The 20,846-nt window shown below is 37.1% G+C and carries 17 protein-coding genes; 15 read left to right on the top strand and 2 right to left on the bottom strand.

Annotation, left to right across the window (positions count from 1 at the left end):
- Positions 1 to 397 precede the first annotated feature (397 nt).
- The gene (locus ACG3M1_RS21010; RefSeq protein ID WP_395814560.1) at positions 398 to 3,751 is read left to right on the top strand and encodes a DEAD/DEAH box helicase; all 3,354 of its coding nucleotides are present in this window, start codon (positions 398 to 400) and stop codon (positions 3,749 to 3,751) included.
- A gap of 213 nt (positions 3,752 to 3,964) precedes the next feature.
- Here ACG3M1_RS21010 and ACG3M1_RS21005 read toward each other — a convergent pair whose 3' ends face one another.
- A complete protein-coding gene (locus tag ACG3M1_RS21005) occupies positions 3,965 to 4,894 on the bottom strand; it encodes a tyrosine-type recombinase/integrase (RefSeq protein WP_008816460.1) in 930 nt (309 codons plus the stop codon).
- A 379-nt stretch (positions 4,895 to 5,273) separates the two neighbouring features.
- Here ACG3M1_RS21005 and ACG3M1_RS21000 point away from each other — a divergent pair, with 379 nt between their 5' ends.
- The 5 genes from ACG3M1_RS21000 to ACG3M1_RS20980 all read left to right on the top strand — a co-directional run bounded on the left by ACG3M1_RS21000 (position 5,274) and on the right by ACG3M1_RS20980 (position 9,621).
- Entirely contained in the window at positions 5,274 to 5,720 is a 447-nt protein-coding gene (locus ACG3M1_RS21000; RefSeq protein ID WP_008816461.1) for an HD domain-containing protein, read from the top strand.
- Between the two features lie 6 nt (positions 5,721 to 5,726).
- Complete coding sequence (dgt, locus tag ACG3M1_RS20995) at positions 5,727 to 6,725, top strand: dGTP triphosphohydrolase (RefSeq protein ID WP_244343371.1); 999 nt, start codon at positions 5,727 to 5,729, stop codon at positions 6,723 to 6,725.
- Between the two features lie 12 nt (positions 6,726 to 6,737).
- The gene (locus ACG3M1_RS20990) at positions 6,738 to 7,700 is read left to right on the top strand and encodes a hypothetical protein (RefSeq protein ID WP_008816463.1); all 963 of its coding nucleotides are present in this window, start codon (positions 6,738 to 6,740) and stop codon (positions 7,698 to 7,700) included.
- A 65-nt stretch (positions 7,701 to 7,765) separates the two neighbouring features.
- Positions 7,766 to 8,491 (top strand): sugar phosphate nucleotidyltransferase, encoded by a 726-nt coding sequence (locus ACG3M1_RS20985; protein ID WP_008816465.1) that lies wholly within the window; start codon positions 7,766 to 7,768, stop codon positions 8,489 to 8,491.
- Between the two features lie 5 nt (positions 8,492 to 8,496).
- The gene (locus tag ACG3M1_RS20980; protein WP_002606181.1) at positions 8,497 to 9,621 is read left to right on the top strand and encodes a glycosyltransferase family 2 protein; all 1,125 of its coding nucleotides are present in this window, start codon (positions 8,497 to 8,499) and stop codon (positions 9,619 to 9,621) included.
- Here the strand turns inward: ACG3M1_RS20980 and ACG3M1_RS20975 are convergent, their stop codons facing one another.
- The gene (locus tag ACG3M1_RS20975; protein WP_002606180.1) at positions 9,622 to 13,026 is read right to left on the bottom strand and encodes an ATP-binding protein; all 3,405 of its coding nucleotides are present in this window, start codon (positions 13,024 to 13,026) and stop codon (positions 9,622 to 9,624) included.
- A 320-nt stretch (positions 13,027 to 13,346) separates the two neighbouring features.
- Between ACG3M1_RS20975 and ACG3M1_RS20970 the strand changes: the two genes are divergently transcribed.
- From ACG3M1_RS20970 to ACG3M1_RS20930, 9 genes are all read left to right on the top strand, one after another.
- Complete coding sequence (locus tag ACG3M1_RS20970) at positions 13,347 to 13,649, top strand: hypothetical protein (RefSeq protein WP_008816466.1); 303 nt, start codon at positions 13,347 to 13,349, stop codon at positions 13,647 to 13,649.
- A 12-nt stretch (positions 13,650 to 13,661) separates the two neighbouring features.
- A complete protein-coding gene (locus tag ACG3M1_RS20965) occupies positions 13,662 to 13,943 on the top strand; it encodes an ImmA/IrrE family metallo-endopeptidase (protein ID WP_256292848.1) in 282 nt (93 codons plus the stop codon).
- 255 nt (positions 13,944 to 14,198) lie between these two features.
- On the top strand, positions 14,199 to 14,354 hold the full coding sequence (locus ACG3M1_RS20960; protein ID WP_008816467.1) for a hypothetical protein: 156 nt from the start codon (positions 14,199 to 14,201) through the stop codon (positions 14,352 to 14,354).
- A 521-nt stretch (positions 14,355 to 14,875) separates the two neighbouring features.
- A complete protein-coding gene (locus ACG3M1_RS20955) occupies positions 14,876 to 16,771 on the top strand; it encodes a polysaccharide biosynthesis protein (protein WP_008816468.1) in 1,896 nt (631 codons plus the stop codon).
- A 176-nt stretch (positions 16,772 to 16,947) separates the two neighbouring features.
- A complete protein-coding gene (tnpA, locus tag ACG3M1_RS20950) occupies positions 16,948 to 17,409 on the top strand; it encodes an IS200/IS605 family transposase (RefSeq protein ID WP_008816099.1) in 462 nt (153 codons plus the stop codon).
- A gap of 433 nt (positions 17,410 to 17,842) precedes the next feature.
- Positions 17,843 to 18,355, top strand: a complete 513-nt coding sequence (gene loaP / locus ACG3M1_RS20945) for an antiterminator LoaP (RefSeq protein WP_216880604.1) — start codon at positions 17,843 to 17,845, stop codon at positions 18,353 to 18,355.
- A gap of 33 nt (positions 18,356 to 18,388) precedes the next feature.
- Positions 18,389 to 19,615 (top strand): DegT/DnrJ/EryC1/StrS family aminotransferase, encoded by a 1,227-nt coding sequence (locus tag ACG3M1_RS20940; RefSeq protein WP_008816498.1) that lies wholly within the window; start codon positions 18,389 to 18,391, stop codon positions 19,613 to 19,615.
- Entirely contained in the window at positions 19,615 to 20,217 is a 603-nt protein-coding gene (locus tag ACG3M1_RS20935) for a sugar transferase (RefSeq protein WP_008816497.1), read from the top strand. The genes ACG3M1_RS20940 and ACG3M1_RS20935 overlap by 1 nt, the downstream gene beginning before the upstream one ends.
- The gene (locus ACG3M1_RS20930; RefSeq protein WP_008816496.1) at positions 20,207 to 20,827 is read left to right on the top strand and encodes an acetyltransferase; all 621 of its coding nucleotides are present in this window, start codon (positions 20,207 to 20,209) and stop codon (positions 20,825 to 20,827) included. The genes ACG3M1_RS20935 and ACG3M1_RS20930 overlap by 11 nt, the downstream gene beginning before the upstream one ends.
- Positions 20,828 to 20,846 lie beyond the last annotated feature (19 nt).

Genomic DNA, 20,846 nt, shown 5'->3' with positions numbered 1-20,846 from the left:
CAGTGCGGGATGCCTTATTACAGAGAAGCTCAGAATGTACAGTAAGCTGTTTTCGTAATGCCTCACCGCTTTGAAACACAGATATAGGCTGATAGAGATACCATTGCTTGATAGCATAAAGAGTTTACAGACTGTCATAGACTGCTGTTGTTTCAGCGAACAGCGCCTAACAGCGCATGCTGCTTTGGTGAATCGTATCTGTTTTTCCTGACGGATTTAGAAAATAAAGGAAAAGCGGCTTGACTTATTTGGATTTGCAGGTATCATATAAGAAGAAACGCGAGGAAAAGTGTGCAATACGTAACATGACGTATTGGATGCTTTTTTGTATTCGGAATAGAAAGGATACCCTGCATGTTTGTAAAGATTGGAAAAGCAGGAGTAAAGGGATGAAGCTGTGAGATTAACGGTAGATGATATTAAGCGACAGACAAAAAGTGAAACAAAGCTGATCAAGGCCAGAAAGGTTCAACAGGAAAACCTGATTAAAAAAATATATATAGCAAAAACGCAGAGTGAGTACCACGTAGAGGCACGGATGGAAACATTGAGTGGCAAGTTTTATGCGACACTGCAGTTTACATTAAATGCGGAGAGTGATGTGGATTATTATTTCTGCAGCTGCAAGCGAACAAAAATATGCGAGCATCTGCTTGCCGTACTGTATCAGATTCATGATCTGCAGCCGGAGAAGTTTCCATATTCCTATGAACGGAAAGAGGAAGAAATCGCCGTACAGCCGGCTGCACAACTTCCGTTGCTTCAGCAGAGTCCATCACCTGTTAAGAAAGAGAAGCAGAGGATTTCTGCAGAAAAGGAAGCAGTACCTGTAAAAAAGGGCAGATTGCAGATGGAAATTTTGAAGGAGCATCAGAACATCGAGGCGATGGTGAAGGAGAATACCCGCCGCAGAGAGCTGATGAAGCAGTTTGCGACCTCCAGTCATATTCTGCAGGAGAGCAAGGTCTATTATCAGGAGCTGCAAAACCGTGAGCATGTGGAAAAGGTGCATCTGTTTGTGGAAGCTGAGGTCACTGACCAGCAGCATATGTATATCGCACTGAAAATCGGAGACCGGAAATGGTATACCATCAGCAGCCTTGCGAATTTCTTTGAGCGTCTTGCCCAGCAGACCTATGCACAATATGGTATGTCTCTGGCGTTCACCCATTCGATAAACCGCTTTGATGAAGACAGCCAGGATCTGATCCGTTTTCTGAAAAACTGCTTTTATGAGGGAAAGACGCTGGTATCCAATCCGAGCGTTATGGAGATTCCTCCGCTGTATATGGATGAGTTTTATGAGCTGCTGGGGCGCCTTCCACAGCGCTATCGCAACATTCAGATGAAGGATAAACGACAGCTGCTGGACATCCGCGTAAAGAGTGAGGAGGATTTTGTTCTGCTTACCTTCCGCAACTGGTCGCTGCTGAAAAGCGGTATTCGGGGACGGCATCACTTGTACCGCATGCAGGATGATACGCTGTACCGCTATCGCTTTGATGAACAGGGGAAGTGTTTGGAGCTGATTGATTCCCTGAGTGAGCAGCAGCTGTATGTGCGCAATGAGCAGTTTGCGGATTTCTATAAATATGTTCTAAGTGAAATCCGTGATTATGCGAATATGTATGGAATCGCGAAGTATGCCTATACGCTGGAGCCGATCGGGCTGGAGCTGTATGGGGATATTGATAAGCTGGGAAGGGTGTATTTTCAGCTGGATGTTCTGTATGAGGATGAACGGATACCGGGCTTTCAGGATGAGCAGGAATATCTGCCGCTGCGCCAGGAGATCGTTGAAAATTTCATAAGGCAGTATGCGGATATCATACAGCCGAAGGAGCATTGCGCGCTGTTTCATGATGTGAGTGAAACCCTGCTGGAGTTCATGCGGGACGGCCTTCCGTTTCTGTCGGGATATTGTGAGATTTTTGTCAGTGATGTATTGAAGAATATGAATAAGAAGCATGTGGTTAATCTGCAGGCAGGGCTTCGCCTTGCGGGTAACCTTCTGGAAATTGATTTACACAGCCGTGATATTCATAAGGAGGAGCTGCTGGATGTGCTGCGCGCCTACCGCAGGAAAAAGCATTTTTATCGGTTGAAAAACGGGAAGCTGCTGAATCTGAAGAGTGATCAGCTGGAGGAACTGGATACGATGATGCAGGAGTTTCATATCGAGGATGAACAGCTGCAGCAGAATTGCATACAGCTGCCGGGATATCGTCTGTTCATGCTGGATGCATTCACAAAGGGAAGTGACTCCATTGCCTTCCATAAAGAGGATGTCTTACAGAATATACTGAACTCCTTTCAGCAGATCAGTACACAGGATATTGAAATACCACAGCGCTATAATGAGCTTTTACGTGATTATCAGAAGGATGGCTTTCGCTGGCTGAAGCTGATGCACCGGTATGGCTTCGGAGGTATTCTGGCGGATGATATGGGTCTTGGAAAAACGTTGCAGGTCATTGCCTTTCTGGAAAGCGAAAAGCAGGCAGGCCGCACCAGCATTGTCGTTGTGCCGAGCAGTGTGCTGTATAACTGGGAGGATGAGGTGCGTAAATTTGCAAGTGATTTAAGGGTTTGCTGTATCACAGGCTCTCAGGCAAAGCGGGAGGAGCTGATCCGCAGCAGTATGGATATGGATCTGCTGATTACCTCCTATGATTATCTGAAGAGGGATATCGGCTATTATGAAAGCCGGACATTCTTCTATAAGATTCTGGATGAGGCACAGTATATCAAAAACCAGCGGACGATGAATGCGACAAGCACGAAGCGTCTGAAGAGCCATCATGCACTGGCTCTGACAGGTACACCGATTGAAAATTCACTGGCTGAGCTGTGGAGTATTTTTGACTTTCTGATGCCGGGCTACCTGTTTGATTACCGCTATTTCTCCCATCATTTCGAGAAGGATATCGTTCTTGGAAAGCATAAGGAGAAGCAGGAGCAGCTGAAGAAAATGGTACAGCCGTTCATTCTGCGAAGAGTGAAGAAGGAGGTGCTGAGTGAGCTGCCTGAAAAGACGGAGACAACGCTCAGTATCGCCTTTGATGAGGCAGAGGAAACAATGTATATGGCGAATCTTGCACAGGTCAACAAGGAGCTGCAGCAGGAGCTCGATCTGGTGAAGACCAATCGGTTCCAGGTTTTGGGAATGCTGATGCGCTTACGGCAGATTTGCTGTGACCCGCGTCTTGTGTATGAGGAGGTATCGCAGCCTTCCAGTAAGCTGAAGGCCTGCATGGAGCTGGTGAGCTCTCTTGTGGAGAATGATAAGTCCGTGCTGCTGTTTTCCAATTTTACCTCCATGCTGGATTTGATTCAGGTTGAGCTACAGCATCTGCATATACCGTATTTCCGAATGGATGGAAGTACCGGTAAGGAGGAGCGACGGGAGCTTGTACAGAAGTTTCAGGATAAGGAAAAGAAGGTGTTCCTTATTTCACTGAAGTCCGGGGGTACCGGTATCAATCTGACAGCTGCGGAGGCAGTGATTCATTATGATCCCTGGTGGAATGTTTCGGCGGAGAATCAGGCGAGTGATCGGGCATATCGCATCGGTCAGAATTCCCGCGTGCAGGTGTATAAGCTGATTATGCGCAATACCGTGGAGGAGCGTATTCAGCATTTACAGCAGATGAAAAAGGAGCTTGCGGATATTTTCGTGGAAGAGAATGAGACGAATATCATGAGGATGGATAAGGATCAGATTCTGGAGCTGCTGAAGGTGAATGGCTGAACGGGGAAAGCCAGTGTATAACCAAAGATGAAGGGAAGTCTTCACTCTCGTTGATCAGAAAGTTTCCTGTAAGAGATGGAGATTTTCGGAATGCTTTAATACAATGCCAGTTATATAGAAAAAGGGAATTCATGTACGCAAAGTATCTCTGAATTCTCTTTTTTGCTGTTCGGATTTGAATTAGACAAGAGGCGGGATGCAGTATATGTGCAATCAGCTCTGGTTTATGAAATTTCTTGGATTTTTATGGTACAGGATTTCTTTTTGCTTGTTGGAGCTGATGTGGGTGTAGATCTGCGTGGTAGTGATGGAGCTGTGTCCAAGGATATGCTGAATGTAGCGGATGTCCACGTCTTCCTCCAACAGCTGTGTGGCGAAGGTATGGCGAAACATATGGGGCGTCAGATGCTGGGGGATTTTCAGCGCTTTCTCATAGCGGGCAATCAACAGGCGCACAGATTGCTCGGAGAGCGGGTTGCCGAGCTTGTTGATGAAGAAGAAGCCGCTGGTTTCGATTTCTTTTTGAAACATGGAGCGGTAGGAATAGAGAATTTTCAACACGTCCGGATTGCCGATTTGCAGGATGCGCTCCTTTGATCCTTTTCCATAAATGCGGACATACTGCTCACGCAGGTTGATTTCTTCATCCCTGACATGGCAGAGCTCGGAGACTCTCATGCCGGTGGAAAAGAGAAGCTCCATGACGGCGGCATTGCGGACACATACCTTGCGCTGGTAGCTGGTCTTGCAGTTCTTCATCTCATCATAAATGCGGTTGAAGATGGAGGAAAGGTGTGTGTACGGTATGGTTCTGGGCAGCAGCCGGGGTTCCCGAAAGGAGGTGCGCAGACGGCTCATGGGATTGATTTCCATCAGATCATGAAAAACAAGATAGGAGAACAGGGCATTGATGCTGGCAATCTTGCGTTTTATAGTTTTTGGTTTCTGATATGTCTTGTGCAGATGCAGAATATAGGCATGCAGAGATTCCTTTTGTACATCGTATGCATAGGGTTCCATGAAACATAAAAACTGCTTCAGATCGATCTGATAGGCCTTCAGTGTGTGGGCGTTCAGCTCTTTTGCGATACTGCATTCCTGCAGATACCGGTCTACAATTTCTTTGGTTAAGATATAGTTCATGTTTTTCACCTCAAGGTTTATGCTAGTTTATATGGTAAAATATGTAAATATATATTAAATGGAAAATACTGTAAATTATGAAATTTATTGACGGAGAAATGTAAGAGGATAAGAAGTGAGGAAGGATTTAAAAAGCTGAATGGTTTGCGAAAGGAAGCTGATGGATGTTGATTCTCAGTGATATTTGCTGAATGAATTCCATGAATTATAAGATTTGTAAAACGATAGGTAGCAATAATAGAAAAAAACATAAAAAAGTACGAGAAATTTTACATGGTTAGCTGTTTCTATTGTATAATAAAGAAAAAGAGTGGGGAAAATACGGGGGCTTTTTGTCGTATTCATTTTTCAAAGACAGTATCAGGGAAAGCGAGGCAATATGAATTGGGAAGCATTGTTATCAGATGAACGTCTGGCGGCGATTCCATTGGAAGAATTTGATAAGGAATTACGGGACGAATTTGAAAAGGATCAGCAAACGGTTATCCAGAGCGCAGCTTTTCGAAGACTTCAGGATAAGACACAAGTTTTTCCATTGGACAAAAATGATTTTGTAAGAACTCGACTCACACATTCTTTGGAAACGGCATTTACAGCCAAGCAGCTGGCAAATTTGACACGAAAGCGTTTGAAAAAATACAACAGGGTTTCTATGCATGAAACAGAATCAATGCCGGACATTCTGTTCTGTGCAGGTCTTCTGCATGATATTGGGAATCCGCCGTTTGGTCATTTTGGCGAAACGATAATAAGAGACTGGTTTCGAAATCACTTGAAAGAGCTTATGTATGGAGAAGAATCTGTATACAGCCTGTTGAGTAAATAGCAGCGAATGGATCTTGAGAATTTTGAAGGGAATGCGCAGGCACTTCGTTCCATACTTAAGCTGCCGTTCTCGGATAGTGAATTTGGCATGAATCTTACAGCTGCAGTTATTAACACATTGATTAAATATCCGTGCTGTTCCAAAGATATCGATGATAAAGCAGAAAATATCCAATATCATAAAATGGGGTTCTTTCAGGCTGATGAGGAATTGGTACAAAGAATATGCAGGAAGACCGGAACTTTGGCTGTTGGAAGCTATGTACGTCATCCGTTAACGTTTTTACTGGAAGCTGCTGATGATATATCCTACGGCGTGGCAGATGTAGAGGATTCCTTTAAGAAAGGGTTGTTCAGCTACCATCAGTTAAGGAAGAAAATCGCAGATAAAATACAGAAATATGATAAAAATGATAAATATTATTATGTAAAGGAAGCACAGCAGAAGCTGACGGAGCTTTATGTTAAAGGATTGGAATTATGCAGCTCTGTGAAGGATGCAGAAATGTATGCTGTCCAAAACTGGCTGCAATACATAAAAGGTTGGCTGATGTGGTGTGCGGCCTATTCGTTCAGTATCAATTATACGGCCATTATGAAGGGAGAATATCACAAGGAGCTGCTGGAGGATACCTATCATGAGAAGACATTGGAAATTTTAAAGGAAACAGCAAAGGATTATGCGTTTACACATACAAGCATTATGAAGCTGGAAATCTCTGCTCATAAGCTCCTGAACTCGCTGTTGGATAAATTTGTTCCTGCTATTATATATTTTGATTGTAAAAACGCAGGCTTCAAGCAGCAGAAAATAGATAAGAAGGTTACAAGTCTGCTTTCCTCAAATCACGTCGCAAATTACCGCAAGGAAGCTTCCAAGCTGGAAGGTGAGTATAAGGAGCGTGACGCATTATATTTACGGCTGTTACTGGTCACTGATTTTTTAAGTGGAATGACAGATACGTATGCAAAAACATTATATCATGAGCTGGATGCGATAGATTAAGGGGGAAGCAGAATGAAAAGTGTGTTCATTATAGGCAACGGGTTCAATTGCTTCTTTAGTGCGTATTTGAATAATCCATTGTATAAAGAAGAGATTATGGAAAAGCTCTTTGATGCGTGCCCCAATAAATGGATTAGTATGAAATGGTATAAGGAGACAAAAGGGCTGTTGAATGAGTATTGCCATCTGCTGGATGACATAAAGATAGCGGATGCAAATGTGAATGGAGAGTTCCTTTTATCAAGGCTGGCGAATCTTTGTTCCAAGGTGGAAGCAGAAGAGATACTGGAGCAGCTGGAAAAGGCTGTTTCAGATAAAATAAAAACAAATATGCAGAATTTGATTATTGATAATGAAAAGACCAGTGTACCGAAAACGATGCGGACAATATCAAAATTAAAGCATACGGATAAAAACTCTTTTCATAAAATGAGTTGCTTCTCCGGCTGTCTGTTTCGTGAAATGCAGGAGACAGGGTATGAAAGGGTTACTTGCTATACGACGAACTATGATAAGATTACAAATGAGTTTTTCGATATCAAGGACAGTGGAATCACCATTGATATGAAGATAGTAGCACTGCATGGAGATTATGAAGCATCGGAAATTATATGCAGTTCACCTGAAAACAAGGAGCATAAAGTATATCCGGACATATTGGAACAGTTTGAAAAAGATATTCTGGAAGCGGACTCTATTGTGCTGTTCGGCTTGGGGCTGTTTTCGGATCCGCATTTACTAAAGCGGCTCAATATGGTGAAAAACAAACAGATTATTATTATAGATGCAGACTGTGCGTCCTATTTAAAGAAGCGAAGCCATGCAGCAGTTTTACAGATCGGCTTTGATTATCTGTATCAAAATGAAATCAGATTTATCGACACACTGGATTTCCAGGTGGATAAACAGAAGGTGAGTAAACCGGTTCAAACGCCGGAGGAATTATATGATGCATTGATTGCATTATTTGAATAAGGAAACTATAAAGGATAATATAGGATTATCCTTCATTTGATGAAAATTAAAAAGGAGAAAATTATATGAAATTCGTTTTGCTGGCAGCAGGTAAAGGTCACCGATTGGATATGAAGATATCAAATAAATGCTTTGCGCCCATAAATAATATACCCTTAATAAACTATATCCTTGAATTGGTATTACCACAGTATTTTGACGAACTAATAATCATTGTTGGTCATAACGCTGAGTATATTATGAAATATATGGGTGAATCTTATCAAGGCATAAAAATAACATATGTTTATCAAGAACCTCAATTAGGAATAGCACACGCCATATTATTAGCAGCACCTTACATAAATAGTGATTTCATGATGTGTTTAAGTGATGAAATTACAGTGCATCCCAGAATCATGTCTATGATGGAAAAATTCAAACATTCAGATACAGACTGTTTATGTGGCGTAACAGAAGATACAATCGAAAATATACAAAAGGCTTACACACTGTCGCTGAATTCTAATAACCTGGTTACTTGCTTAATTGAAAAGCCGATTGAGGTTTTTAACAAATGGAAAGGCACCGGCTTATGTTTGATGAGACAGAGTATGTTAAGTATATTGACAGAACTGAAACCGAATCAACAGCGTGGGGAATATGAAATGGGCAATTGGATCCAGTTAGCTATTGATACTGGTCTTAAATGTCGAATCGAACAATCTGGCGATGCCAACTTTAATATTAACACTCTGGAAGATGCAAAAGCAGCAGAAAACTATTTAAATACAGGGAAGAGAGGAGAATAACAATCATGGAGCCAAAGCAAAGTATTATTATGCCTTATCATAGAAACAAAGAAATGCTATATTACACAACACAGCTTTTGGATAAAATCATTCCTAATGAAGTAGAAATCATTATAGTTGGAAATAATAATAACCTGAATGAATTAAAAGTAGATTTACCAAAGCGATTTACATATATTAAATATGATAAATCAATGCTGTATTCAAAAACAGCAAATCTAGGTGTTGAGGCATCACATGGTGACATAATTACCTTATGTGATCAGGATATTTTCAGTTATCATGATTGGTATACTCCTCTTTTAAAAAAGCTATTATCCAATGATAATATTGGATCAGTGAGCTCAAAACTATTGAACCCTATAAATAACAGGATTATCGATTTTGGAATAGAATACTCAAAATACCGTATTGTCCATCCGCTAAGAGGTCTAAAATTCAACCATCCTTTAGCGATGGAAGATAGAAAGGTCTCCTCCACAACAAGTGCAACATTAATGCTGCGAAAAGAAACATATCTTGAAGTAGGAGGCATGGATTTGGATATGCCGTATTGTTGCAGTGATTGTGATATAGGACTCAAGATTGGAAACTTAGGTTTAGAAAACTGGGTTATTGCTGATTCTATTGCATATCATAGAGGTAGCAGCTCATTCAAAAATGGAAAAAGTGCCAGTTTCTCTCATTTACGCAGTGATTCCACTAGCATGTTTTGGGCTAAAAATTACAAAACTCTATCACCCACCATCGATTCAAGCATAATGAGATCCTTTAAATATTTAAAATCAATCTTTAAACTAAAGCCCATGTATTATTTCATCAATCTATCATCTTTATGGGAGTTTGAATGGTATGCCTCACAGCTAAGAAAAATAGCAGATATTGAATATTGTGATATCCATACGTATCCGCAAAATACACCACATTATTCTACTCCTATACAAATCTATGATGAAATACCTTACTCATTCATGAATGTCAACGTCCCAATTATTTATTTCGTGGATTATTTCCCTTCCCTTCAAGATAATCTGATTTGGTATCATATGCGAGACATAAAAGATGATTTGGTATTAGATTCTCATGGAAACCTCTTACCACTGTCTTCAATTATTGACCGCTCCTGTTAATCACATGTAAAATCCATCCTTTTTATCAATGCTGACTATCACTGCCTTGCTTATATAGTCAGCATTGAATGCTTTGATTTCGTTTGGGGTCATATAGAGCAGCTTATTTACTAATGATAAAGACTTCGCTCTGTCATCGATTTCTGAAAATATTTTTTCAGGAAACAATAATTTATATTTTAATGCGAGCTCCTCCAGCATGTTCACATTACTTGAAGCGTAATCCATTGAAGTATACAGCCTTTGAAATATTGATTCAAAGTTATCTCTGTTATTATTTAAAAATGCATACTTAGCCTGAAGAAATAGCCAGTCATCTGATTTATCTGTATGTGTAATACTTAAATTTGTTTCATACTGCTCGAAGGTGCTGTCAAGTATATCTGAACAGTCTCCAATCAATAACAGAGCTATCAATTTATATTTCAGATAACGACACTTAAAGAAAATATGATAATTGATGATTTCGTTATCTTTTATATAGGACAATGCTTCATTCGCTGTTTTGATGGCATCCTCAAATTGCTGCGTAATCAATTGATAGAGAATAAGCTTCGAATAATAGTTAACTTTAAACTTCGCTGCTGTATGAGCAGGCAATAACTCAAAGCTTCTGAAGCCCCATTTCAATAATTCTATTCCTCGTTTCAGATCTTCATTATTCATAAAAAATAAATTAGCAGCATCAAAACAGTCTTCTAATAATATATCATGAAACTGCCATGCGATTGCTGTCATCATTGAATTATTGAGATTGGAAACATATTTCAATGAAGCACCCTCCAGTCTGCCACATACAAAAATTCGATTTTCAAGATAAGCTTTGGCATATTCAATTTCTCTTTCCATATCACGATGATTTAATACACAAGCTTCCAATCTTTCATAATATAAAGTGTAAATTTTTCTAGATAAATCGGCTTTTGCCAATCTGTTTTTATTTTCACAATAATGTATGATGAATGAGAATTGCTCACGGAGAATGTTTTTTTCATTTGAAACTATATCAAACACATGTGAAAAGGCTTTATCGAATAAATATTCTGCACTTAACTCACTGATATGATCTCTAACATATTTACAGCATTCAGACACTTCCTTAATAAACACATTCAATTCCATTTCATCTTTTTTATTTATGAAATTATCGAGCAAATACGTATGAAAATTAAATATAAATTTATTTGGTATAGTATAAAGTACTTTATGTTTGTTTATAGTTATAAGCTCACTGCCTGCATACATACGATGAGAAAGCTTATAAAGCAGAATAGGAACCTGTTTATCTCTTAGAATCGTATGAAAAAGGTCTTGATAGGACTCTAAATATTTCATCGCATTTTTCAGCAGATCTGGATAGATATCCGTACTTAAACAGGATTCAATTAGATCGTGTTCAAATGCATAGCATTTGTTCCTATGGTCACCTTCATTTTTAATGACCCCGTGCCTGACTAAGGCCTGAACAATCTTTCTGTCTACATTTAATATATCTAATAATGATTCATCCATTGTGGAAAAAAGATGAAGTAAGGAAATAAAATCATAGATATCTGACTTCCATTGTACATATTTATCCAATATCATATGATAACTCGAACTGAATAATCTTTCATAATCATCTGGAATAGATCGTAAACTCGCTTCCAGTTCCTTCGATTTGTTGATAATTCCATGCTGATTTTTAAATTCTATGCAATCTGATATGATTAAGTGATTGGCAAGCTGCTGGATATATTTTGGCTTTAACGACGTACTGGCAAGAATCTTTCTTAATACAGGAAGATTTAAAGGATAATCATCCAAGCTCAAAATAGTTTTTAAATATGCGATGGCCTGTTTTTCATTTTGAAATCCATCAATTTTCCTGCAGAGAAAATCAATTCTGCTAAATTCCCCGATAAAATCAAGGTATCGATCATCAAATACAAGACTCGTATTGATAGAGATAAGTAAGACAATATGTGAGGATTGCTGATGTTGGAGCATATACTGTATCATTTCTTTGAAGAAATCAATAATTTCTACCGCATAAGATTGCATATTATCAATGATTACAGCATATCTGCCCTGTGATAATTTTCCAAAAATTATTTTAAGATACCGATGCAATTCTTCAAATGCGAATTCTTTCTTATTTAATAATTTAAAAAATGCTACAATTTCTTCTTTGATATTATCATCAAGACTCGGTATAACGATATCGTCGGTTTCACACATGAGATGAAATGCAAGGTCTTCCGAAATCGCAAAAGCGCTATAGGTGATTTCACGCACAACATCCTTCCAAGAACTATTTTTATCAAAGCCTATAAAATTTAGGATATGATAATCATTTTTTGTTAAAACTGCATCGCATTCCTGTAATATTCTTGTTTTTCCGGTGCCACCGCCACCATATACCAGAAATCCGGACATTGGGGAATTATTTATACACTCATGTGTAAATATATTTATGAGATCCTCATAATGCTTCCCTATAAGGACATTGTTTCTATTCCATTCACAAGGATATGCCACAGAATCAGCTTTTGCTTTTGCTTCCTGCACACCGTTCAGGCATACTTCCGTACATAAGCGTGGAAGCTTTAGCCTTTCCCTATATTTTATTAAACGTACTTTAAATTTACATAATACGATTTGATTAGGTTTTAATTCAATAGTACGCATTATCTTATTACGTAAAGCCTTGTCCTGTGATAGAAACTCAAAATAATAATTATCTTCTGATTCATCAATGGTTATTTTAATAGTACAGGAATTGAATTTATGTTTATTTTCTGCGATAACATTCAAATTATACACTTCACCCACAGCTAAATCCATGATTTCATAATACCCGTTAAATCGTTTCTTATCTATCAGTTTTGGATTTTTTTCATTATAAAAATCTATTTCTACGGAGTGATGAAAATCTGCTTTAATCTGTTGACCCAGAAAATCTGAAAGCATTTCTTTATAATTTGTGAATAGGAGTTCCTCTATTGTTTCATTCTCATAAATGAAAACTTCTTTTTTGTGTTCAAATGCATATCGTCCTATATGACGCTTGAGATTTTTATTAAGGTTTGAATAACTAAAGAAAAGCAAATGCTGTACATCATTTAGTTCAGCCATAACCAGTGTTGGAGCTAATTCTTTCAATGCAATATTTTGTGTATAGTTTTTACATTCCGCCCACCAAAGCTCTTGCAGATCATCAATTGCCCAAAAATCTTTACTACCATCATGCGAGGCCTTCGTAGGATGAAATTCAATTTCATATTGATTAAATAACAGTTTAAGCAAAAATGCAACCAACGCTTCAAACTGAACACCTTTAATATTTCCCTTTATGCTACCATATTGTTTCTTATAAAAATAATTTAGAATTTCTGTCCATACTTTATCTTCTATGAATTTCATATAGCTCCTTATATAGCTTTCGTCTTACTCTTTTTAAGGATAATCCTATATTATCCTTTATTGATAAGAATTTATGAGAGTATGAATATAAGAATAGAATACAGTAATGATTGATAATATTTATAGCTAGATTTTTACTAAGATTATTTTAAGATGTTGTTTTTGAATTAAGGGTGTAAAATTTAGATATTTATAGGGAAGGGGTGAATTGTCTCTGTTAAAGACCATGTTTCTACACTTTATTTTTACAAAAAAAGGAAAAATTTTGTAATATAGATTTGAGGTGTTAAACGTTAGGAAAGAAAAGAGAGTGTAGAGCTATGTGTGTATTTGATAGATTAAGACAAGAAAATAATTATTTTAAAGACTTTTCTGATTCGAACGAAATTAAAAGAATTGTAGGTGAAGTACGCCATCAGATTGAATTGCTAGATTATCGGACACCAATTGCGCATATTCTTGATAAAGCGGGATTTAAGATATATAAAGAAAACCTATCAGCGAATATTTCTGGAGTTATTGGGGGCAGTGATTTCTTAATAGAGGCACGAGGGTGTGAAAGAATTTTGTTAATTAATGCATATGAAAATCGCGGACACCAGCATTTTATATCGGCTCATTAGTTAGGGCATTACATATTTGATTATGATGGAAAGTCAGATTTTGCGGATGAATATAGTTTGGATAAGGATAAGCTTACTAGTGAAACGGAAATAAGAGTAAATAGATTTGCTGCTGCTTTATTAATGCCAAAAGATATTTTTACCGATAAATATAAACTTTTTTCACTTTTAGAATACAAAAAAGAAACGATTGTTAATGAATTATCGGATATTTTTGATGTTTCTGAAACTGCTATATTAAGAAGAATCGGGGAATTGGGGTTGAGGATAAAATCAAATGAAAAAACGATTTGAAATTTACTAAAAAAACCTTTGTATTTGCGGAATAATGAAGTTGATTCCTATGAATTTGTAAGAAGAAAAGTAGATAGCAAGAAAGAAATGAAGAGTATGCAAAGATACTTATAGAATATAGGGGTTTTTTACAAAAACTCTTTCATTCGAAACTAGGTGTAAGAAAGTTTCTGTATTTATTTTTTAGGCGTTATGATAGTTGTGGTACTTGCGCATTGTATTTCAATTGCAGTCATGGTAAATAGAGGATTTGATATGAATACTTTAGTAGCTTTCATCAATGCTTCAGTATCTTTGATTACTGCATTGTTGGTTGTTCCAACAAAAATCATAGAGTTTATCTTTAATCGTTATGAAGATAAATATTTTATTGAAATAATACGCAATATTCAAGACTATGACAAAAAGTAAGGGATGATTTCAAAGTGTTAGCATCATAGATAATTAGAAATATTAATAGAGAAGCTTGTGAATTAGGTTTCTCTTTTTGTATATTTGCAGATAATGATGAATCTTTTAAGAATTAAGACTTATGTGAATAACAAGTGAAATTCGGTGCATGATGTTGACTTATGCATTAATAGAAAAAATCTCTAAAGGCTTTGAGATTGCATGGTACCCCTATCTGTAATGGACGAAGCCATCTGAAAATGAAATAATTCTCTATAAGGAGATATTCGTTATATTTGAGGAAAAGCTAACGGTCATCATGATAATAGAAAAAGCTGAAAACTGTTCTTTGGAATGGAAATTATTTTTTTCTTATATGATAGATATGAGATACTTGAAAATTCATAAATTCTGGTACAAATAACAATTCATTATTGATGTATAAGCATAAAATAAGGTATATTTACCTTGATTTTTTAAAATTAGATTTTATTAAATTAAGTTGTATGGTAGAATAGGATAGGTATGAAGGAGTGGCTGGAATGATTGAGAAAATATTTGAAAACAATCTATATAAGAATCATAGAGAGATGATGCTGTGCTTTTTTGATTTATGCATCGTATTTGTATCCTTTCTATTGGCTTATTGGATTAAGATAGAGTTTAGAATACCAAATTTTGAAGATATTTATATAGGAAACTTTGCGCTGGCAATGCTTTCAGTTTTATTAGTTTACATGATTTGCTTCATGTTGTTTAAAATTCACAAAAGCTTATGGAAGTATGTCGGGCCTATCGAAACTCTGAGAATCGGTTTGGCTGTTGTTATGGCTACTGTAGTATTGTTTGCTTTGGCGATCGTATTTGAATTGGATAGAACTTTTCTTAGTGTTATAGTTACTGGAGGATTATTAACAGCTTTGCTGATGTTTAATGTACGTGTTTGTTACAGATTGTATAGAAGAAGGTTATACAAGGTTGCGAATAAAACTGATAAAGCTATCATTATAGGCGCTGGAGATGCCGGATATATCTTAGTAAAGGAATTGGCGCAAAATAATAATTTTAATGTTAGTGTCGTGGGTTTTGTTGATGATAAGAAAATTAATAATGAAATTTCAGGATATAGGGTTTTGGGAGATACATATGATATTCCAGAGATTGTGCAGAAGTATGATGTGAAAATTGCATTTATTGCTATGCCGAGTGCTGATAAGGATACAGTGAGAAGGATTTATGATTTGTGTCAATCTGCAAAACTGGAAACCAAGATTATGAAAGAAGGTGACAATTTACTTGTTAATGAGCTGAATTCACCTAAAAAGTATCCGGTTCAGGATATTAGTATTGAAGACCTTCTTGGCCGTGGTGAAATTAAGCTTGAGCAAAATGAAATAAAAAGCTACTTAACAGATAAGGTTGTAGTAGTAACAGGAGCCGGCGGATCCATCGGATCTGAGTTGTGCCGGCAAATAGTGAAATTCAAACCAAAACAGCTGCTGATGATTGATATCAATGAGAATTCCTTGTATATGCTGGAACAGGAATTTAATAGAAACCGGACACATGGAACGCTGGATGAAACTATTGAAATTATTTCATTAATTGCATCCATTAGGGAGTTCAAAGCATTTAATGGTATTTTTAAAGAATATAATCCGGATGTTGTCTTTCATGCAGCTGCACACAAACATGTTCCGTTAATGGAAACGCGTCCTATGGAAGCTATCAAGAACAATGTATTTGGAACAAATAATGTAATTAATGCATGCATTAAGAATAATGTATCCAGATTCATTATGATCAGTACGGACAAGGCGGTTAATCCAACCAATGTCATGGGTGCAACAAAACGAATGACTGAAATGATTTTGCAGGCAAATGGTAACAATGGCGTGACTAAGATGGCTGCTGTTCGCTTTGGGAATGTTTTAGGATCAAATGGTTCCGTTATCCCGATTTTTAAGCAACAAATTGCGGAAGGCGGTCCTGTCACAATAACAGATAAAAACATCATACGTTACTTTATGACGATTCCAGAGGCAGCACAGCTGGTACTGCAGGCAGGTTTTTATGCGGATAAAGGCGAAATCTTCGTTCTTGATATGGGAGAGCCAGTGAAGATTTTGGATTTAGCTGAAAAAATGATTCGATTGTCAGGATTCAAACCCTATAAGGATATTGATATCGTTGAAATTGGATTGCGTCCCGGAGAGAAGATGTTTGAGGAATTAAAGCTTGATGGAGAAACAACAACAAGAACGAAAAACAATTTAATTTTTAAAAACAATGTCATGGCAATTACAAAGGACGATATTACAGACAGATTGGTCAAGCTTGAAGAGGTATTGAATGATGTCGAACAGCGTGATGATATTAAGAACAGGTTGCTAAGCTTAATCATAACAGATCAGGATCAAAGCGTTTGTACGAAATAAAAAAGCGAAGGTATATCACATTTTGGTGATATATCTTTTTGTAACAAGAAAACCACCTGTTATACAGGTGGTTCTAAAAAGCTTAAGCTATAAGAAAAGTAACAAAAAAAAGAAAACCTCCGATATAATGTAAGTGGCTTGGCGGTCACAACAAAATAAAGGAGGTACCATAAAATATGGATACAGAAAGTTTAGCACACACAAAATGGAATTGCAATTATCACATCGTTTTCGCGCCTAAGTATAGAAGGCAAGTAATATATGGAAAATTGAAAAAAGATATAGGAAAAATACTAAGAGATTTATGCGCGCGAAAAGGTGTTGAGATAATTGAGGCGGAATTATGCAATGATCATGTGCACATGTTGGTAAAGATTCCACCCAAAATGAGTATCTCGTCATTTATGGGATATCTGAAGGGAAAGAGCACATTGATGATATTCGAGAGACATGCGAATTTGAAATATAAATACGGGCAACGTAAATTTTGGTGTCGGGGCTACTATGTCGATACAGTGGGAAAAAATAAAAAAGTAATAGAAGAATACATAAGGAATCAAATTTACGAGGACAAAATGTATGATCAAATGAGCATGAAGGAATTTGTAGACCCATTCACAGGTGAAAAAATAAAATAGAGGACCCCTTTAAGGGGTACAAGTAGCAGAGTGCAACCGTCAAGTCTTTCTCACCGTACCTTTAGGTGTAGCAGGGAAAGGAGCCTTATAGGCTCAGAGAAAACTACCAGTTATACTGGTAGTTTTATTTCAAATTCTGTCAGTCATCATTACATTATCTAATAAAGTCATAAATATGTTAGATATTCAGACCAGAATAAAGTAAGAGAGGTTGCAATATAGTTACTTTTGTAGTATTATATTTCTAGTTAAAATGGAAAGTGTAAAATTCATTTTAACAAAGGATAATAGACAGTTATCCGAGGTTGAAAAGAATGCTGAGGGATGGATCGTTGCTATGTCACGTTCATCACGAATGTATGGTCATATAGTTATAAAGTCAAACTGGATATGAAGTTTGATAGGCGAAGCCTACCCTATTGGAGGAAACAGCATGAAATGGTATGTTGTACAGGTGAGAAGCGGTCATGAAAGAAAGATTGCAGAGAAGTGCCAGACCATGATTTCAAAGGATGTGCTGCAGGAGTGTTTTATACCTGAGTATATCCGAAAAAAGAAATACATGGGGAAATGGCATGATGTAAAGGATATCCTGTTCAAAGGCTATATCTTCATGATAACGGATCAGATCGATCAGTTAAATATAGAGCTTAAAAAAATACCTGATTTCGTGAAGGTCATCGGTAAGAAAAAGGCAGATATATTTCCTTTGAATGAAGAGGAAGTTGCTTTCATGAAATCATTCGGAAAAGAAGAGCATGTTGTAGAGATGTCTACAGGCTTCATACAGGGAGAACAGATATTTATAACGGAAGGACCATTACAGGGAAAAGAAAGACAAATCATAAGAATAGATCGGCATAAGCGGATCGCCTATCTTCAGCTCAGTATGTTCAACATAGAAATCACAACAAAAGTCGGATTAGAAATCATAAGCAAGTGCTGAAAAGGGACTTGCTTTTATTTTGGAGGGATAGATTTGGAGAAATTCAAGGATAAAATATGGCTGTCAAGCCCAACTATGCATGGAGAAGAATTAAGATATATTACGGAAGCCTATGAAACAAATTGGATGTCTACAGTAGGCAAAAACATTAATGAAATAGAAAGAATGATTTGTGAAAAAGTTGGATGCAGATATGCTGTTGCTTTAGCATCCGGAACATCCTCTTTACATCTGGCAGTTAAACTAGCTGGAGTAAAACCTGGAGATAAAGTAATCTGTACAGACATGACATTTGGCGCTACTATCAATCCAGTAGTCTATGAAGGCGGGATTCCAGTATTTATAGATGCGGAATATGATACATGGAATATGGATCCGATTGCTTTAGAGAAAGCATTTGAATTATATCCTGAGATAAGAGTAGTTATCCTAGTCCACTTATATGGTACTCCCGGAAAAGTTGATGAAATCAAAGCAGTTTGTAAAAAACATAATGCCATTATCATAGAAGATGCAGCCGAGTCTTTAGGTGCAAGCTATAAAGGTGTACAGACAGGCACATTTGGAGATTACAATGCAATATCATTTAATGGCAATAAAATCATAACCGGATCATCAGGTGGGATGTTTCTGTCTGATGATAAAGAAGCAGCTGAAAAAGTAAGAAAATGGTCTACACAATCAAGAGAAAATGCGCCTTGGTATCAGCATGAAGAATTGGGATTCAATTATCGGATGTCAAACGTCATCGCAGGTGTAGTAAGAGGACAGATACCATACTTAGATGAGCATATTGCACAAAAAAAGGCTATTTATGAAAGATATAAAAAGGGTTTAAAAAATCTTCCAATAAAAATGAATCCTTACGATGAAAAGAATAGTGAGCCAAACTTCTGGTTATCTTGTTTGATTATCGATAAGAAAGCAATGTGTAAACAGGTAAGAAGTGATAAAGAGGCACTATTTATTAGCGAAGCAGGCAAAACATGTCCAACAGAAATATTAGAAGAACTTGCGAGATACAATGCAGAGGGCAGACCGATTTGGAAGCCGATGCACATGCAGCCTATATTTAGAATGAATCCATTCATAACGAGAGAAGGAAACGGAAGAGCAAGAACAAATGCCTATATTTCAGGTAAAAGCGCTGATGTTGGAGTGGATATTTTCGAAAGAGGATTGTGCTTGCCAAGTGATAATAAGATGACAGTGGAAGAGCAAGAACAAATAATAGAAATTATTAAGGAGTGCTTTAAATAATGTATAAATTATTTTTTAAGAGGTTCCTTGATTTCATATTATCTTTGATTGCAATAGTTTTGTTAAGTCCTATTTATTTAATTATAGCCATACTTGTTAGAGTGAAACTGGGAAGTCCTGTTATATTTATGCAGGAAAGACCTGGCAAGAATGAAAAGATATTCAGTATGTATAAATTTAGAAGTATGACAAGCGAAATAGATAAAGAAGGAAATTTACTCCCTGATGAGGTAAGGTTGACTCCATTTGGAAAAAAGTTAAGAGCCACTTCACTAGATGAATTGCCAGAGCTTTTCAATATTCTAAAAGGTGATATGAGCTTTGTGGGTCCAAGACCATTATTGGTGAAATATCTACCGTTATATAGCGAGGAGCAACAGCATCGCCACGATGTAAGACCGGGCTTGACCGGGCTTGCTCAAGTGATGGGAAGGAATGCTCTAACATGGGAAGAGAAATTCAAAAAGGATGTATTTTATACGGAGCACTGCAATTTCCTTTTGGATATCCAAATCATAGGAAAGACAATTTTATTGGTCTTGAAGCAAGAAGGTATTAGCAGTGATACCTCCGTAACAATGGAGGAATTCCATGGGAATTAGTAAAAAAATTGTGTTAATTGGAGCAGGTGGTCATGGTTTGGTTCTTGCGGATATTGCAAAATTAAATGGATATGATGAAATTGTATTTTTAGATGATGCTGAGAATAAGAAATATCCATATCGAATCATAGGATCTATTAGCACTATTGAAAAATATATAGGTGGATATGATTTCTTTATCTCCTTAGGGAATAACGAAATAAGAGCTAAATTATTTGATCAGATAGTAAGGGTTAACGGAAAATTGGTTAATCTTATCCATCCAAGTTCAGTAATAGCCGCTGATGTTTTACTTGGTAAGGGTGTGGCAATTATGGCGAATGTAGTCATCAATTCTAAAACAGAAATTAATGATGGATGCATCATCAACACTTTGTCCAGTGTTGATCACGAAAACAAGATTGGAAAATTTGTCCATATTTCACCTGGATGTCACTTATCTGGCAAGGTGCAAATAGGAGCTAAGTGTTGGCTGGGAACAGGTTGCAACGTCGTTAACAATATCTTGATATGTGAAGAAAGTATCATAGGGGCTGGTAGTGTGATTATCAAGGATATAGTGGAACCAGGAACTTATGTCGGAGTCCCTTCAAAAAGAGTAAAAAGATAAAAATATGAAAGTAAAGGTG

Origin of the sequence: Clostridium sp. 10cd*, from assembly GCF_044336395.1 — a bacterium.
Taxonomy (GTDB): Bacteria; Bacillota_I; Bacilli_A; order Erysipelotrichales; family Erysipelotrichaceae; genus Clostridium_AQ; species Clostridium_AQ innocuum.
Note: the sequence above shows the minus strand (reverse complement) of the source record. Positions and strands in the feature narration are given on the sequence as shown.

Coding starts and splice junctions, on each gene's coding strand:
- ACG3M1_RS21005 (WP_008816460.1), bottom strand. CDS start 4,894: ATGAACTATATCTTAACCAAAGAAATTGTAGACCGGTATCTGCAGGAA.
- ACG3M1_RS21000 (WP_008816461.1), top strand. CDS start 5,274: ATGAATTGGGAAGCATTGTTATCAGATGAACGTCTGGCGGCGATTCCA.
- dgt (WP_244343371.1), top strand. CDS start 5,727: ATGGATCTTGAGAATTTTGAAGGGAATGCGCAGGCACTTCGTTCCATA.
- ACG3M1_RS20990 (WP_008816463.1), top strand. CDS start 6,738: ATGAAAAGTGTGTTCATTATAGGCAACGGGTTCAATTGCTTCTTTAGT.
- ACG3M1_RS20985 (WP_008816465.1), top strand. CDS start 7,766: ATGAAATTCGTTTTGCTGGCAGCAGGTAAAGGTCACCGATTGGATATG.
- ACG3M1_RS20980 (WP_002606181.1), top strand. CDS start 8,497: ATGGAGCCAAAGCAAAGTATTATTATGCCTTATCATAGAAACAAAGAA.
- ACG3M1_RS20975 (WP_002606180.1), bottom strand. CDS start 13,026: ATGAAATTCATAGAAGATAAAGTATGGACAGAAATTCTAAATTATTTT.
- ACG3M1_RS20970 (WP_008816466.1), top strand. CDS start 13,347: ATGTGTGTATTTGATAGATTAAGACAAGAAAATAATTATTTTAAAGAC.
- ACG3M1_RS20960 (WP_008816467.1), top strand. CDS start 14,199: ATGAATACTTTAGTAGCTTTCATCAATGCTTCAGTATCTTTGATTACT.
- ACG3M1_RS20955 (WP_008816468.1), top strand. CDS start 14,876: ATGATTGAGAAAATATTTGAAAACAATCTATATAAGAATCATAGAGAG.
- tnpA (WP_008816099.1), top strand. CDS start 16,948: ATGGATACAGAAAGTTTAGCACACACAAAATGGAATTGCAATTATCAC.
- loaP (WP_216880604.1), top strand. CDS start 17,843: ATGAAATGGTATGTTGTACAGGTGAGAAGCGGTCATGAAAGAAAGATT.
- ACG3M1_RS20935 (WP_008816497.1), top strand. CDS start 19,615: ATGTATAAATTATTTTTTAAGAGGTTCCTTGATTTCATATTATCTTTG.
- ACG3M1_RS20930 (WP_008816496.1), top strand. CDS start 20,207: ATGGGAATTAGTAAAAAAATTGTGTTAATTGGAGCAGGTGGTCATGGT.